Origin of the sequence: Burkholderia sp. B21-005 (genome assembly GCF_020843965.1) — a bacterium.
In the GTDB taxonomy this organism is placed as follows: Bacteria; Pseudomonadota; Gammaproteobacteria; order Burkholderiales; family Burkholderiaceae; genus Burkholderia; species Burkholderia ambifaria.
Map to the genome: position 1 here is coordinate 660,333 of NZ_CP086301.1, position 15,448 is coordinate 675,780.

The following is a 15,448-nucleotide window of genomic DNA, read 5'->3' on the forward strand; positions in this document are numbered from 1 at the left end:
CGGCCCCATGCGCAAACGGCGCAGCAAATGCGCTGTCGGATCAAGCTGTTAAAGCATGAACCGGCACCGTTGCGACTTGTTTGGAAAGGCAATTGTAATGTTTGGCGGTCACGACCGGCACTTGGAACGCGATATTTAGTACACGTCTGATGTGGCAGGCCGTGGTGCGGGCAGCGGGGCGGGTAGCCGGCCCGTCAGTCGACCCCTCTCGCACGATCCTCCGCGAAGCGCTGGCGGAACGCGTCGAACGTATGGGTTTCGATCGCGTCGCGGATCTCGCCCATCAGCTGCAGGTAGTAGTGCAGGTTGTGGATCGTATTGAGCTGCGCGCCGAGGATTTCGCCGACACGGTGCAGGTGATGCAGGTAGCCGCGCGAGAAGTTCTGGCACGTGTAGCAGGCGCAGCTCGCATCGAGCGGCTTCAGCGAGTTCTTGTGCGTCGCGTTGCGGATCTTCACGTCGCCGAAGCGCGTGAACAGCCAGCCGTTGCGCGCGTTGCGGGTCGGCATCACGCAGTCGAACATGTCGATGCCGTTCGCGACGCCCTCGACCAGGTCTTCCGGCGTGCCGACGCCCATCAGGTAGTGCGGCTTGTTGGCCGGCAGCTTCGGGCCGACGTGCCGCAGCACGCGCATCATGTCTTCCTTCGGCTCGCCGACCGACAGCCCGCCGATCGCGAGGCCGTGGAAGCCGAGCTCGGACAGCCCCGCGAGCGATTCGTCGCGCAGGTCTTCGAACATCCCGCCTTGGACGATCCCGAAGAGGGCGTTCGGGTTGCCGAGCCGGTCGAACTCGTCGAGCGAGCGCTTCGCCCAGCGCAGCGACATGCGCATCGAGTCGGCCGCTTCCTTGTGCGTCGTCGGCACGCCGTTGGTCGCGTACGGCGTGCATTCGTCGAACTGCATCACGATGTCGGAGTTCAGCACCTTCTGGATCTGCATCGACACTTCCGGCGACAGGAACAGCTTGTCGCCGTTGATCGGCGACGCGAACGTGACGCCGTCCTCGGTGATCTTGCGCAGGTCGCCGAGCGAGAACACCTGGAAGCCGCCCGAGTCGGTCAGGATCGGCTTGTTCCAGCCCATGAAGCCGTGCAGGCCGCCGTGCGCATCGATCGTGTCGAGGCCCGGGCGCAGCCACAGGTGGAACGTGTTGCCGAGGATGATCTGGGCCTTGATCTCGTGCAGCTCACGCGGCTGGATCGCCTTCACGGTGCCGTACGTGCCGACCGGCATGAAGATCGGCGTCTCGACCACGCCGTGGTTGAGCTTCACGCGGCCGCGGCGTGCATGGCCGTCGGTCGTCAGCAGTTCGAATTCGAGCCCGTTGGCCGGGCGGTCCTGCACGGGCGCGTGCGTATCGTGGGATGAACCTTCGGTCATCGCGTCATTCTCCTTGCCACCGGAAAACAGTCCGGCGCATGTTGGAAACGCTGCCGGCGAGCCGGCGGCGGGGAAAAGCAGGCGCGCGTCATCGGCGCGCGCAGCGGGAAAACGGGTGCAACGGCGGCTGCGCGGTCGCGGGCAGGTGCGTCTTCGCACCTGCCGCGCTTACGCGCGCGGTGCCTCCGGCGTGTCGCGCCGCGTGAGCAGCATCGCGTCGCCGTAGCTGAAGAAGCGGTAGCGTTCGTCGATCGCGTGCCGGTAGGCGGCGCGGATCGTCTCGACGCCCGCGAACGCGGACACCAGCATCAGCAGCGTCGACTTCGGCAGGTGGAAGTTCGTGACGAGCCGATCGACGACCCGGAAGCGGTAGCCGGGCGTGATGAAGATGTCGGTCTCGGCCTGCGTCGCCGCGAGCGGGCGGCCCGCTTCGTCGGCGCTGCGCGCCGCGGCTTCGAGCGCGCGCATCGACGTCGTGCCGACCGCGATCACGTTGCCGCCGCGCGCGCGGGTCGCGGCGATCTTGTCGACGAGCGACTGCGGCAGGTCGTACCACTCGCTGTGCATCCGGTGCTCGGCGATGTTCTCGACGCGCACCGGCTGGAACGTGCCGGCGCCCACGTGCAGCGTCAGCGTGGCGCGCTCCACGCCCATCGCGTCGAGCTTCTCGAGCAGCGGCAGGTCGAAATGGAGCCCGGCCGTCGGCGCGGCGACCGCGCCCGGGTTGCTCGCGTAGACGGTCTGGTAGCGCGTCTCGTCGTTCGCGTCGGCGTCGTGCTCGATGTACGGCGGCAGCGGCAGGCGACCGTGCTGCTCGATCAGCGTGAGGCACGGCTGCGGGAAGTGCAGCGTGAAGAACGGTTCGACGCGCTCGCCGACCGTCACGTCGAATGCGTCGGCGAGGCGCAGCGTCGTGCCGGCGCCCGGCGACTTGCTCGCGCGGATCTGCGCGAGCGCCGTATGCGTGCCGGTCACGCGCTCGATCAGCACCTCGATCTTGCCGCCGCTGGCCTTCTGGCCGAAGAAACGCGCCTTTAGCACCCTGGTATCGTTGAACACGAGCAGGTCGCCGGGCGCGATGCACGACGGCAGCTCGGCGAAGTTGCGGTCGACGAGGCGCGCGGGCTCGACGGTGTGGTCGACCTCGAGCAGGCGGCTCGCGGTGCGCTCGGGCAGCGCGGTTTGCGCAATCAGCTCGGGCGGCAGATTGAAATCGAAATCGGAAAGCGTGAACATGCGGGCTGGTTCGAAACGGCCGGCGGGCGCCGCCGACAGGGCGGAAACGCATAAATGGGGCGCGCGAGCCGCTATGATGGCGGGATGCGCGGCCTGGCCGGCGTCGTTCGTTCGGACGACGTGAAAGCCGCTATTGTACTTGCCTTGCGAAGCACCCAGACGATCCGATGCCTGTGTCACCACGCCGTTCCTCCGCCGCCATTGCCGATTCCGCCGATCCGTTCGACGCGGACGATGCCGCGTTACCCGCGCGAAGCGCGGGGGAGCGCGGTTCCGACGCGCGCGCGGCGCCGAAGCGCGCGGGGCCGAAGCGCGGCGCCGACGGGCGGCTCGCGCAGCCGGCTGCAGCCGCGCCCGACGTCGAACCGGACGCTGGCGGCGAGGACGCAGGTGCGGCGGCGGCATCGGGCGCGTCCGATGCACCCGGCACGAAGCGCAAGAAGAAGCCGGCCGCCGACAAACCCGTGAAGACCGTCGACAAGCTCGCGAAGCTCGGCCTCACGCGCTCGATCGATCTCGTGCTGCATCTGCCGATGCGCTACGAGGACGAAACCACGCTCACGCCGATCGGCGAACTGCTGCCGGGCGGCATCGCGCAGACCGAAGGCGTCGTGTTCGACAACGAGGTCGCGTACCGGCCGCGCCGCCAGCTCGTCGTGAAGATCCAGGACGACGACGGCGAGCAGCTCGTGCTGCGCTTCCTGAATTTCTACGGCTCGCAGGTCAAGCAGATGGCCGTCGGCCAGCGGCTGCGCGTGCGCGGCGATGTGCGCGGCGGCTTCTTCGGGATGGAGATGGTGCATCCGGCCGTGCGCGTGGTCGAAGCCGATGCGCCGCTGCCGCAGGTGCTCACGCCCGTCTATCCGAGCACGGCCGGCGTGTCGCAGGCGTATCTGCGCAAGGCGATCGAGAACGCGGTCGAGCGCACGCCGCTGCCCGAGCTGCTGCCACCCGAGATCGAGCGCGACTACCTGAAGCCGCTCGGCGTGCCGACGCTCGCGCAGGCCGTGCGCATCCTGCATCACCCGGGCGTCGATTCCGACGAAGCGGCACTGATGGACGGCTCGCATCCGGCATGGACACGCATCAAGTTCGAGGAGTTGCTCGCGCAGCAGCTGTCGCTCAAGCGCGCGCACGAGGAGCGCCGCACGCGCGCGGCGCCCGCGATGCCGCGCCGCACCGCGACCGATGCCGACGCGCTGACGACGCGCCTCTACGCGGCGCTGCCGTTCACGCTGACGGGCGCGCAGGCGCGCGTCGTCGACGAGATCGCGCACGACCTCACGCTTGCGCACCCGATGCAGCGGCTGTTGCAAGGTGACGTCGGCAGCGGCAAGACGGTCGTCGCCGCGCTGGCCGCGACGCAAGCGATCGATGCCGGCTACCAGGCCGCGCTGATGGCGCCGACCGAAATCCTCGCGGAACAGCACGCCCGCAAGCTGCGCGCGTGGCTCGAGCCGCTCGGCGTGTCGGTCGCGTGGCTCGCGGGCAGCCTGAAGGCGAAGGACAAGCGCGCGGCGATCGAGGCCGCGGCGCTCGGCACCGCGCAGCTCGTGATCGGCACGCACGCGATCATCCAGGACACGGTCGAATTCGCGCGGCTCGGCCTCGTGATCGTCGACGAGCAGCACCGTTTCGGCGTCGAGCAGCGTCTCGCGCTGCGTGCGAAGGCCGCGAACGCGGCCAACGGCGCGCGCGATTTCCAGCCGCACCAGCTGATGATGTCGGCCACGCCGATTCCGCGCACGCTCGCGATGACCTATTACGCGGATCTCGAGGTGTCGACGATCGACGAGCTGCCGCCGGGCCGCACGCCGGTGCTGACGCGCCTCGTCGGCGACGCGCGGCGCGAGGAGGTGATCGCGCGCGTGCGCGAGGCCGCGCTGACCGGCCGCCAGGTGTACTGGGTGTGTCCGCTGATCGAGGAGAGCGAGACGCTGCAGTTGCAGACGGCCGTCGAGACCTACGAGACGCTGGCCGCGGCCCTGCCCGAGTTGAAGGTCGGGCTCGTGCACGGCAGGCTGTCGCCGGCCGACAAGGCGGCCGTGATGGAAGCCTTCACGCGCAACGACGTGCAGCTGCTCGTCGCGACGACCGTGATCGAGGTCGGCGTCGACGTGCCGAACGCGTCGCTGATGGTGATCGAGCACGCGGAGCGCTTCGGCCTCGCGCAGCTCCACCAGTTGCGCGGCCGGGTCGGGCGCGGCACCGCGGCATCGGTGTGCGTGCTGCTGTACACGGGCCCGCTGTCGCTCACCGGCCGCGAGCGGCTGAAGACGATGCGCGAGACGACCGACGGCTTCGAGATCGCGCGGCGCGACCTCGAGATCCGCGGCCCCGGCGAATTCCTCGGCGCGCGCCAGTCGGGCGCGGCGATGCTGCGTTTCGCGAACCTCGAAACCGACGGCTGGCTGATCGACCCGGCCCGCGACGCGGCGGCACGACTGATCGCCGCGTATCCCGACGTGGTCACGCAGCATCTCGCCCGCTGGCTCGGCGCGCGGGAGCAGTATCTGAAGGCGTGATCGAAGCGTGATCGACGCATTCAGGGCCGGATTTGAAATCGAAATTCGCCGCCGTCCGGCGCATTGCAATACTGAGAAACTTGGCGAATCGGTCCGAGTGGGTGTATAAATTAAACCTATCGCCTGTATATATCTGATTGACCCACAATGACCCTGACTGAACTGAAATACATCGTCGCGGTCGCGCGCGAGCGGCATTTCGGTCGCGCGGCCGAAGCCTGCTTCGTGAGCCAGCCGACCCTATCGGTGGCGATCAAGAAGCTGGAAGACGAGCTGAACGTGCAGATTTTCGAGCGCGGCGCGAGCGAAGTGAGCGTGACCCCGATCGGCGACCAGATCGTCACGCAGGCGCAGCGCGTGCTCGAGCAGACCTTCGCGATCAAGGAGATCGCGAAGCAGGGCAAGGACCCGCTCGTCGGCCCGTTCCGTCTTGGCGTGATCTACACGATCGGGCCGTACCTGCTGCCGACGCTCGTCAAGCAGATGATCCAGCGTGTGCCGCAGATGCCGCTGATGCTGCAGGAGAACTACACGCTGAAGCTGCTCGAACTGCTGAAGCAGGGCGAGATCGACGCCGCGATCATGGCGCTGCCGTTTCCCGAAACCGGCCTGATGGTGCGGCCGCTGTACGACGAGCCGTTCGTCGTCGCGCTGCCGGCCGGCCATCCGTGGGAGAAGCGCACCGAGATCGACGCCGAGGATCTCAAGCAGGAAACCATGCTGCTGCTCGGCAACGGCCACTGCTTCCGCGATCACGTGCTCGGCGTGTGCCCGGAACTGATGCGCTTCTCGCAAACAGCCGACGGCATCCAGAAGACCTTCGAGGGCTCGTCGCTCGAAACGATTCGCCACATGGTCGCGAGCGGAGTCGGCATCACGGTGCTGCCGCGGATGTCGGTCGCCGAGATCGGCCCGCGCGCGAACGGCCCCGACGCCGAACTGCTGTCGTACGTGCCGTTCAACGAACCGGTGCCCGATCGCCGCGTCGTGCTGGTGTGGCGCAAGAGCTTCACGCGGATGCCCGCGATCGACGCGATCAGCGACGCGATCGCCGCGTGCGAGCTGCCGGGCGTCGCGAAGCTCGACATGCCGGCGACGATGAACTGAGCGCGCTGCGGCATGCGTGACGGCATGATGAACGGGGTCTTGCGACCCCGTTTATTTTTCCCTATCGCATAGATAATTTTTATTAAATTACTATATTCGATAGATATAACTAGAATGTTCTGCATGGATCGGCGTCGGATCGACAGCCCGATCCGCACGCTGGATGCAAGCGTCAAAGGAGGATGTCATGATGCGATCGGTATTGCAGCACGCGCAGCGGAACATGCCGTCGCGCGATGAAGTCCTGACTCGTGCCAGGGCGGCGGCCCGCAGCCTGCGCCCGATTGCGTTCGCATACCTGGCGGACCGTGTGTACGGCGGATGAGTGCCGCCGTGCGCCGCTCCTGGGTTCCCCCGATTCATCGCCGTCCAGTCATGAGGGGGCATTGCATGTCCGAAGTCCCGAAACCCGCATCGAAAGCCACGCCTGACACCCCGTAGCACGACAGGGCGACCCTGTTCCGTTTTATCCCCCCGCAATGCTCCACGAACCGCGCCCGGCAAGTGGGGGCCTACGAGCAAGTAAAGGAGAAAAAGCATGTCGACCGAATCGAAATGTCCGTTCAACCATACGGCGGCCGGCGGCACGTCGAACAAGGACTGGTGGCCGAACCAGCTGAACCTGAACATCCTGCACCGGCACTCGGCGCTGTCCGATCCGATGGACAAGGATTTCGACTACGCACAAGCATTCAAGAAGCTGGACCTCGCGGCGGTGAAGCGCGACCTGCAGGCGCTGATGACGACGTCGCAGGACTGGTGGCCGGCCGACTTCGGCCACTACGGCGGCCTGTTCATCCGGATGGCCTGGCACAGCGCCGGCACGTACCGGACCGCCGACGGCCGCGGCGGCGCGGGCGGCGGGCAGCAGCGCTTCGCCCCGCTGAACAGCTGGCCGGACAACGCGAACCTCGACAAGGCGCGCCGGCTGCTGTGGCCGATCAAGCAGAAGTACGGCCGCAACATCTCGTGGGCCGACCTGCTGATCCTGACCGGCAACGTCGCGCTCGAATCGATGGGCTTCAAGACCTTCGGTTACGCGGGCGGCCGGGTCGACACGTGGGAACCGGACGACGTCTACTGGGGTTCGGAAAAGATCTGGCTGGAACTGAGCGGCGGCCCGAACAGCCGTTACTCGGGCGACCGTGATCTCGAGAACCCGCTCGCGGCCGTGCAGATGGGCCTCATCTACGTGAACCCGGAAGGCCCGGACGGCAACCCCGACCCGGTTGCGGCGGCCCGCGACATCCGCGACACGTTCGCGCGGATGGCGATGAACGACGAAGAGACGGTCGCGCTGATCGCCGGCGGCCACACGTTCGGCAAGACGCACGGCGCGGGCCCCGCAACGGACGTCGGTGCGGAGCCGGAAGCGGCCGGCATCGAGCATCAGGGTCTCGGCTGGAAGAGCGCGTATGCATCGGGCAAGGGCCACGATGCGATCACCAGCGGCCTCGAAGTCACGTGGACGTCGACGCCGACGAAGTGGAGCAACGACTTCTTCAAGCACCTGTTCAGCTACGAATGGGAACTGACGAAGAGCCCGGCCGGCGCGCACCAGTGGGTCGCGAAGGGGGCCGACGAAGTGATTCCGGATGCGTTCGATGCGTCGAAGAAGCATCGCCCGACGATGCTGACGACCGACCTGTCGCTGCGTTTCGATCCGGCCTACGAGAAGATCTCGCGCCGCTTCTACGAGAACCCGGCCGAGTTTGCCGACGCGTTCGCGCGCGCCTGGTTCAAGCTCACCCATCGCGACATGGGTCCGCGTGCGCGCTATCTCGGCCCGGAAGTGCCGGCCGAGGAACTGCTGTGGCAGGACCCGATCCCGGCCGTCGACCACCTGCTGATCGATGACGCGGATGTCGCGGCGCTGAAGGCGAAGGTGCTCGCGTCGGGCCTGTCGGTCGCGCAGCTCGTGTCGACCGCATGGGCGTCGGCCTCGACGTTCCGGGGTTCCGACAAGCGCGGCGGCGCGAACGGTGCGCGCATCCGCCTGGCGCCGCAGAAGGACTGGGAAGTGAACCAGCCGGTCGCCCTCGCGACGGTGCTCGAGACGCTCGAAAGCGTGCGCAAGGCGTTCAACGATGCGCAGACGGGCGGCAAGAAGGTGTCGCTCGCCGATCTGATCGTGCTGGCCGGTGCGGCCGGCGTCGAACAGGCCGCGAAGAGCGCCGGTGTCGCGGTGACGGTGCCGTTCGCACCGGGCCGGATGGACGCGTCGCAGGAGCAGACGGACGTCGACGCGATGGCCGTGCTCGAGCCGGTCGCGGACGGTTTCCGCAATTACGTGAAGGGTGCGTACAAGACGCCGGCCGAGGCGCTGCTGGTCGACAAGGCCCAGCTGCTGACGCTGAACGGGCCGGAGCTGACGGTGCTGGTCGGCGGCCTGCGGGTGCTCGGCGCGAACGTCGGCGACGCGAAGCACGGCGTGTTCACCGACCGTCCGGGCACGCTGTCGAACGACTTCTTCGTGAACCTGCTCGACATGGGCACGGAGTGGAAGCCGGTGTCGGCCGCGAACGACGTGTTCGAAGGGCGCGATCGTGCGACGGGCCAGGTCAAGTGGACCGGCACGCGCGTCGACCTGATCTTCGGTTCGCACTCGCAGTTGCGCGCGCTGGCCGAGGTGTACGGCAGCGCGGACGCGAACGAGAAGTTCGTGCGCGATTTCGTCGCGGCCTGGGACAAGGTGATGAACCTCGACCGCTTCGACCTCGCGTGAATGTCGTGACGCGCTAGCGCAGTCACGTTGCAACGTGCAACGGCCGGTCGCGCGACCGGCCGTTTTTTCTTCCGATTCAAGGTCTTGTCGAAGGAGTGACGACCATGACGCAAATCATGCTGAACATGCGCGCCGCGTTCGCGGCGCCCGAGATGCGCACGCCGGCCGAGCTGGCGCGGCGCATCGTCGGTTTCGCGATCGTCGTCGGCGGTGCGGCCGAGCTGGTCGCGCAGGCGCTGCACGCGCTCGCGCCGATCGTCTCGAGTGCCGGCGGCTGAGCGCAGCGATTCGCTCGCCGCGCTAGACTGGCACGTGGCGAACGGATGCCGCGCGGTGCGGCATGCCGATTGCTCGACGCATTTTCGCCGGTTCAACATTTCGAATGAGGAGTCCCGAAGATGGCCAAGAAAGGTAACGCCACGCAGATCAACATCGGCATCAGCGACAAGGACCGCAAGAAAATCGCGGATGGCCTGTCGCGGCTGTTGGCCGATACGTTTTCGCTGTACCTGAAGACCCACAACTTCCACTGGAACGTCACGGGTCCGATGTTCAACACGCTGCACCTGATGTTCGAAGAGCAGTACAACGAACTGTGGCTCGCGGTCGACCTGGTCGCCGAGCGCATTCGCACGCTCGGCGTCGTCGCGCCGGGCACGTTCGGGGATTTCGCGAAGCTGTCGTCGGTGCCGGAGGCCAACGGCGTGCCGGCGGCCGAGGAGATGATCCGCCAGCTCGTCGAAGGCCACGAGACCGTCGTGCGCACCGCGCGCGAAATCTTCCCGATCGCCGATGCGGCGAGCGACGAACCGACCGCCGACCTGCTGACGCAGCGTCTGCAGACGCATGAAAAGACCGCGTGGATGCTGCGGTCGCTGCTCGCATAAGGCCGGTGCGGCCGGTCGCGCGCCGCGCGGCCGGCGTGAGCGGGTGTCCGGCGCCGATCCGGGGCCGGGTTGCCCGCATCGGATCGAATTCCGGCGAGCACGTGGCACACGCTCGCCACGCATCTGTCCCTTGATTGACACGCGGACTGCGCGGCCCGCCTGTAGCGGGCACGGGCGGCCAGCGCGCGGGTCGCGGCAGCGTGACGCGGGCCTGCCCGACATGACGTGAACCACCGCTCGGCTCTAAAATGCCGGGGTTATCTTCCCGGTGCTTCGCCATGCTTGCCCGCTTTCCCCTGTATCTGCGGCTCGTCCGGATGGACAAGCCGATCGGCAGCCTGCTGCTGCTCTGGCCGACGCTCAACGCACTGTGGATCGCGTCGGACGGCCATCCGCGCTGGCCGCTGCTCGCGATCTTCGTGCTCGGCACGCTGCTGATGCGCTCGGCCGGCTGCGCGATGAACGACTATGCCGACCGCGATTTCGACCGTCACGTGAAGCGCACGGCCGACCGGCCGCTGACGTCCGGCAAGATCCGCGCATGGGAAGCCGTCGCGATCGCGGTGGTGCTGGCCTTCATCTCGTTCCTGCTGATTCAGCCGCTCAATACGCTGACGAAAGAGCTGTCGGTCGTCGCGCTGTTCGTCGCGGGCTCGTATCCGTTCATGAAGCGTTTCTTCGCGATTCCGCAGGCGTATCTCGGCATCGCGTTCGGCTTCGGCATCCCGATGGCGTTCGCGGCCGTGCAGGACACGGTGCCGATGCTCGCGTGGGTGATGCTGATCGCGAACATCTTCTGGTCGGTCGCGTACGACACCGAATACGCGATGGTCGACCGCGACGACGACATCAAGATCGGCATTCGCACGTCCGCGCTGACGTTCGGCCGCTTCGACGTCGCGGCCGTCATGCTCTGCTATGCGGCGACGCTCGGCATCTATGTGTGGATCGGCGTGACGCTCGGCTTCGGCCTCGCGTACTGGGCCGGCTGGGCCGCGGCGGCCGGCTGCGCGCTGTATCACTACACGCTGATCAAGGACCGTGAGCGGATGCCGTGCTTCGCGGCGTTCCGGCACAACAACTGGCTCGGCGGCGTGCTGTTCGCGGGGATCGCCGCGCACTACCTGCTGGCGGGCACGGCAGGCAACTGAAGCGGCCGCGCGCCGGCGCGCGATGCCAACAAAAAAGCGGCCGAGGCCGCTTTTTTGTTGCCGGTGCCGGAAGCCCGGCGCAGCGCGCCGCGCTTACGCGCGGCCGAGCTCGTCACCCATTTCCTTCGCGCGTGCCTCGGCGGCCAGCGCGCCGCGCACGATCGCTTCCTTCACGCCCTGAGCGTCGAACGACGCGAGCGCGGCGGCCGTCGTGCCGCCCTTCGACGTCACGCGCTCGCGCAGCACGCTCGCCGGTTCGCCCGATTGCGCGGCGAGCTGCGCGGCACCCGCGAACGTCGCGACCGCGAGCGCGCGGCCCTGCTCGTCGTTCATGCCGAGGCGGCGCGCGGCTTCCTGCAGCGCTTCGATGAAATAGAACACGTAGGCCGGGCCGCTGCCCGAGATCGCGGTGACGGCATCGAGCTGCGCTTCGTCGTCGAACCAGACGATCTCGCCGACCGCGCCGAGCACGTTCGACGCGAGCTCGCGACCGGCCGCGTCGACGCCCGGCAGCGCGGCGAGGCCCGTCACGCCCATGCCGACCAGCGCGGGCGTGTTCGGCATCGTGCGCACGACGCGCGCGTAGTCGCCGAGCCAGCGGGCGAGGTCGGTGCCGCGGATGCCGGCCGCGATGCTGATCACGAGCTGCGACTTCAGATGCGGGGCGAGCGCCTGCGCGACGTCCTTCAGTACCTGCGGTTTCACCGCAAGCACGATCGCGTCGTAGCCTGCGAGCGCCGCATCGATGGCCGCGCCGGTGCGGATACCGAATTGCTGCGCGGCGCGCGCGCGGACGTCCTCGTTGACGTCGATGGCATACAGGCCGTCAGCGGCGACGCCGCGCTTGATCAGGCCGCCGATCAGGGCCGCGGCCATGTTGCCGCCGCCAATGAATGCGATTTTCATGGTGTCGAATTGAGCAGGAGAGTGAACGGAAAGGCGGAACCGGGGGGCGCTCAGTGCGAATAGTCGCGTGCGCCGAAGAGCGCGGTGCCGACGCGCACGATCGTCGCGCCTTCGAGCACCGCGGCCTCGAGATCGGCGGACATGCCCATCGACAACGTGTCGAGCGGCAGGCCGTCGGCGCGCAGCGTATCGAACAGCGCACGCAGCGCACGATGCGGCGCGCGCTGCGCGTCGGTGTCGCCGGCCGGTTCGGGAATCGCCATCAGGCCGCGCAGGCGCAGCGTCGGCAGCGCGGCGACCGCGCGCGCGACTTCGGCCACGTCGGCCGGCGCGACGCCGCTCTTGGACGCCTCGCCGCTGATGTTCACCTGCACGCACACGTTGAGTGGCGGCAGGTGCGCGGGGCGCTGTTCGGCGAGGCGCTGCGCGATCTTCAGCCGGTCGACCGAATGGACCCAGTCGAACCGTTCGGCCACCGGGCGCGTCTTGTTCGATTGCAGCGGCCCGATGAAATGCCATTCGAGCCCGGTGCGCAGATCCGCGAGCGCGTCGATCTTGTCGATCGATTCCTGCACGTAGTTTTCGCCGAACGCGCGTTGTCCGGCCGCATGCGCGGCGCGCACGTCGTCGGCGGGAAACGTCTTCGACACGGCGAGCAGCGAGACGGTGGCGGGATCGCGGCCGGCCGCGCGGGCGGCGTCGGCGATGCGGCGGTGAACGGAGTCGAGACGGGCGGCGAAATCGGACATGACGGGCACGGAAGCAGGCACGAGAAGCGGATACCACGGCGGATACGGCAGCGGATGCGGCACGGCACGCGTCGCATCGATTCGCCCATTATACGGACGGGATGCCATGCGCGACCGGCCGAACCGGCGCCCCGCTAGCCGTACAGCAGATGCTCGACGAGCTGGATCCAGTGCGCGACCGGAATCTGCGTGCCGCTCTGCAGGTGCGCGATGCAGCCGACGTTGCCGGACACGATCATCTGCGGCTCGAGTGCCTGCAGCTTCAGCAGCTTCTGCTTGCGCAGCCGGTACGACAGCGATGGCTGCGTCAGCGAATAGGTGCCGGCCGACCCGCAGCACAGGTGGCTGTCGGCCGGCAGCCGCACCTCGATGCCGAGCGTCTCGAGCAGGCGCTCGACCTTGCCGCGCGACTGCTGGCCGTGCTGCAGCGTGCACGGCGGGTGGTACGCGACGGTATGGATCGCGCGGCGCCGCGCGAGCGTCGCGATCTCGGCCTCGAACGCGAGCAGCACGTCGGAGATGTCGCGCGTCAGCGCAACGATGCGCTGCGCCTTTTCCGCATAGGCCGGATCGTCACGCAGCAGGTGCGCATATTCGAGCACCGTCGCGCCGCAGCCCGATGCGTTCATGACGATCGCTTCGGCACCTTGCTCGATATACGGCCACCACGCGTCGATGTTGCGGCGTGCGTCGTCGAGCGCTTCGTCGTGATAGTTCAGGTGCAGGCGGATCGCGCCGCAGCAGCCCGCGTCGGGCGCGACGATCGTCTCGACGCCGAGTGCGTCGAGCACGCGCGCGGTCGCGATGTTGATGTTCGGCAGCATCGACGGCTGCACGCAGCCGCCGAGCATCAGCATCTTGCGCGGATGCGTGCGCTGCGGCCATTCGAGCAGCCGCTGGCGTGGCGGTACCTTGTCGCGCAGCCGTTTCGGCAACAGCGGCCGCACGTGCTGGCCGAGCCGCATGACCGGCGAGAACAGCGCCGCGTTCGGCACGAGGCTCGCGAGCACGCGGCGCAGGAGCCGCTGCTGTACCGGGCGCTGCACCTGTGCCTCGACGTGCTTGCGGCCGATCTCGACGAGCCGCCCGTACTGGACACCCGACGGGCAGGTCGTCTCGCAGCTGCGGCAGGTGAGGCAGCGATCGAGGTGCTGCTGCGTGCTGCGCGTGACGGGCGCGCCTTCGACCATCTGCTTGATCAGGTAGATGCGCCCGCGCGGGCCGTCGAGTTCGTCGCCGAGCAACTGATAGGTCGGGCACGTCGCGGTACAGAAGCCGCAATGCACGCACTTGCGCAGGATCGCGTCGGCCTCGTCGCCGTCGGGCGTATTGCGGATGAAATCGGCGAGGTTGGTTTGCATCGAGATCAGGGTTTGTTTACACAGGCAACGCGCATGCGTTGCCACAAATTAAACAATTCATGTCACGGGAATGCCCGAGATCGCCCGGATGGCGTCGTCGCTCATCCCTTTGGGGGACCAGCGATTCAGGGCATTCGCATGTGCGTTCCATATGTCAGCACCCTAAAGATCGGGGTAGAGCCGGCCGCGGTTGAAGATGCGTGCGGGATCGAACGCAGCCTTCAGCCCGCGGTGAATCTTCATCAGCGGCGCGGGCAGCGGCGTGAACACGCCCGCGCTGCGGTCGTAGGTGTCACCCGCGCGGAACAGCGTCGCATGGCCGCCAGCCTGCTTCGCGCTCATGCGCACCGTCTGCGCATCGGCGTCGGTGATCCACCAGCGCTGCGCGCCGCCCCATTCCATCAGCTGGGTGCCGGGCAGGTGCATCGGTTCGGTGATCGACGGCAGCGCGAGGCGCCACAGCGCATAGCCGGGCGGGACGCCGTTGAAGAACGGATCGGCATGCTCGCGCAGGCCGGCCCAGAAGCGCTCGGCCTCGACCGCGTCGACGACTTCGCCGCCGAGCAGCGTCTTCGCCGATTTCACGGCGGCCTCGGCGCCCGACAGCCGCAGCACCAGCGTGCCGTTGCGCCACGCGCTCGCGCTGACGGGCAGCGGATGGCCGCCCCATTCGTTGAGCTTGCGCACCGCGTCGGTCGCGGTCATCTCGAACTTCAGCGTGACTTCGGCGACCGGCACCGGCAGCACCTTGATCGACAGCTCGAGCATCAGCCCGAGCGTGCCGAGCGAGCCGGCCATCAGGCGCGACACGTCGTAGCCGGCGACGTTCTTCACGACCTGGCCGCCGAAGCGCAGCAGCTCGCCGCGCCCGTTCATCAGCGTGACGCCGAGCACGAAATCGCGCGGGGCGCCGCAGGTCGCGCGGCGCGGGCCCGCGAGGCCGGCCGCGATACAACCGCCGACGGTAGCCGTGCGGCCGAAGTGCGGCGGCTCGAACGGCAGCATCTGGCCGCACTCGGTGAGGGCGGTTTCAAGCTGAGCGAGCGGCGTGCCCGCGCGGACCGTGACGACGAGTTCGGCCGGGTCGTATGACACGATGCCCTGCAACGCGCGCGTGTCGAGTATTTCGCCGTCCAGCGCCTGGCCGTACCAGTCCTTGGTGCCGCCGCCGCGAATCCGCAGCGGCCGGCCGTCGGCACTGGCGGCGCGGATGCGCTCGGCCCATCCGGCGACGATGTCGTCCTCTTCCATGTTCCGTTGCTATCTCGTCTTGTTGTCCGGTCGATTGTACCGGGGTGGCGCGAATCCACATCGCGACTATCCCTAAGCCCCGTATCACGAAGGCATGCAGGCGCCGCCGCGCGGATGGCCGGCGCGCGGGCAGGGCGGTACGTCGCGGCCCGCGCGTCGGCACGGGCC

Annotated in this window: 12 protein-coding genes; 6 read left to right on the top strand and 6 right to left on the bottom strand. The window is 68.0% G+C overall.

The features are described 5' to 3' along the window. Nucleotides 1–194: 194 nt before the first annotated feature. Both tgt and queA read right to left on the bottom strand, forming a co-directional pair. Nucleotides 195–1,382: a tRNA guanosine(34) transglycosylase Tgt gene (gene tgt / locus LMA02_RS03120; protein ID WP_228906897.1), complete on the bottom strand. Its 1,188-nt coding sequence runs from the start codon at nt 1,380–1,382 to the stop codon at nt 195–197. Nucleotides 1,383–1,550: 168 nt separating this feature from the next. Continuing rightward, a complete protein-coding gene (gene queA, locus LMA02_RS03125) occupies nt 1,551–2,618 on the bottom strand; it encodes a tRNA preQ1(34) S-adenosylmethionine ribosyltransferase-isomerase QueA (protein WP_228906898.1) in 1,068 nt (355 codons plus the stop codon). Between the two features lie 167 nt (nt 2,619–2,785). Here queA and recG point away from each other — a divergent pair, with 167 nt between their 5' ends. From recG to ubiA, 6 genes are all read left to right on the top strand, one after another. Further along, nucleotides 2,786–5,143 carry an ATP-dependent DNA helicase RecG gene (gene recG, locus LMA02_RS03130; protein WP_228906899.1) on the top strand — a complete coding sequence of 786 codons (2,358 nt, stop codon included), beginning with the start codon at nt 2,786–2,788 and terminating at the stop codon, nt 5,141–5,143. Between the two features lie 147 nt (nt 5,144–5,290). Then, nucleotides 5,291–6,250: a hydrogen peroxide-inducible genes activator gene (locus tag LMA02_RS03135; protein ID WP_228906900.1), complete on the top strand. Its 960-nt coding sequence runs from the start codon at nt 5,291–5,293 to the stop codon at nt 6,248–6,250. A gap of 538 nt (nt 6,251–6,788) precedes the next feature. Next, nucleotides 6,789–8,975, top strand: coding sequence for a catalase/peroxidase HPI (gene katG, locus LMA02_RS03140; protein WP_228906901.1), 2,187 nt, complete (start codon nt 6,789–6,791; stop codon nt 8,973–8,975). Between the two features lie 104 nt (nt 8,976–9,079). Continuing rightward, nucleotides 9,080–9,253 (top strand): hypothetical protein, encoded by a 174-nt coding sequence (locus LMA02_RS03145; RefSeq protein WP_228906902.1) that lies wholly within the window; start codon nt 9,080–9,082, stop codon nt 9,251–9,253. Nucleotides 9,254–9,373: 120 nt separating this feature from the next. Further along, nucleotides 9,374–9,862: a non-specific DNA-binding protein DpsA gene (gene dpsA, locus LMA02_RS03150; protein ID WP_006754457.1), complete on the top strand. Its 489-nt coding sequence runs from the start codon at nt 9,374–9,376 to the stop codon at nt 9,860–9,862. A 278-nt stretch (nt 9,863–10,140) separates the two neighbouring features. Next, a complete protein-coding gene (gene ubiA, locus LMA02_RS03155) occupies nt 10,141–11,013 on the top strand; it encodes a 4-hydroxybenzoate octaprenyltransferase (RefSeq protein ID WP_175722622.1) in 873 nt (290 codons plus the stop codon). 93 nt (nt 11,014–11,106) lie between these two features. On the opposite strand, the gene proC is transcribed toward ubiA, so the two are convergent. From proC to glcE, 4 genes are all read right to left on the bottom strand, one after another. Further along, nucleotides 11,107–11,919: a pyrroline-5-carboxylate reductase gene (gene proC, locus LMA02_RS03160; RefSeq protein ID WP_138848216.1), complete on the bottom strand. Its 813-nt coding sequence runs from the start codon at nt 11,917–11,919 to the stop codon at nt 11,107–11,109. Between the two features lie 50 nt (nt 11,920–11,969). After that, nucleotides 11,970–12,668: a YggS family pyridoxal phosphate-dependent enzyme gene (locus LMA02_RS03165; protein ID WP_006754454.1), complete on the bottom strand. Its 699-nt coding sequence runs from the start codon at nt 12,666–12,668 to the stop codon at nt 11,970–11,972. 134 nt (nt 12,669–12,802) lie between these two features. Then, complete coding sequence (glcF, locus tag LMA02_RS03170; RefSeq protein ID WP_166724028.1) at nt 12,803–14,029, bottom strand: glycolate oxidase subunit GlcF; 1,227 nt, start codon at nt 14,027–14,029, stop codon at nt 12,803–12,805. Between the two features lie 162 nt (nt 14,030–14,191). After that, nucleotides 14,192–15,280 carry a glycolate oxidase subunit GlcE gene (gene glcE / locus LMA02_RS03175; protein ID WP_228906903.1) on the bottom strand — a complete coding sequence of 363 codons (1,089 nt, stop codon included), beginning with the start codon at nt 15,278–15,280 and terminating at the stop codon, nt 14,192–14,194. Nucleotides 15,281–15,448 lie beyond the last annotated feature (168 nt).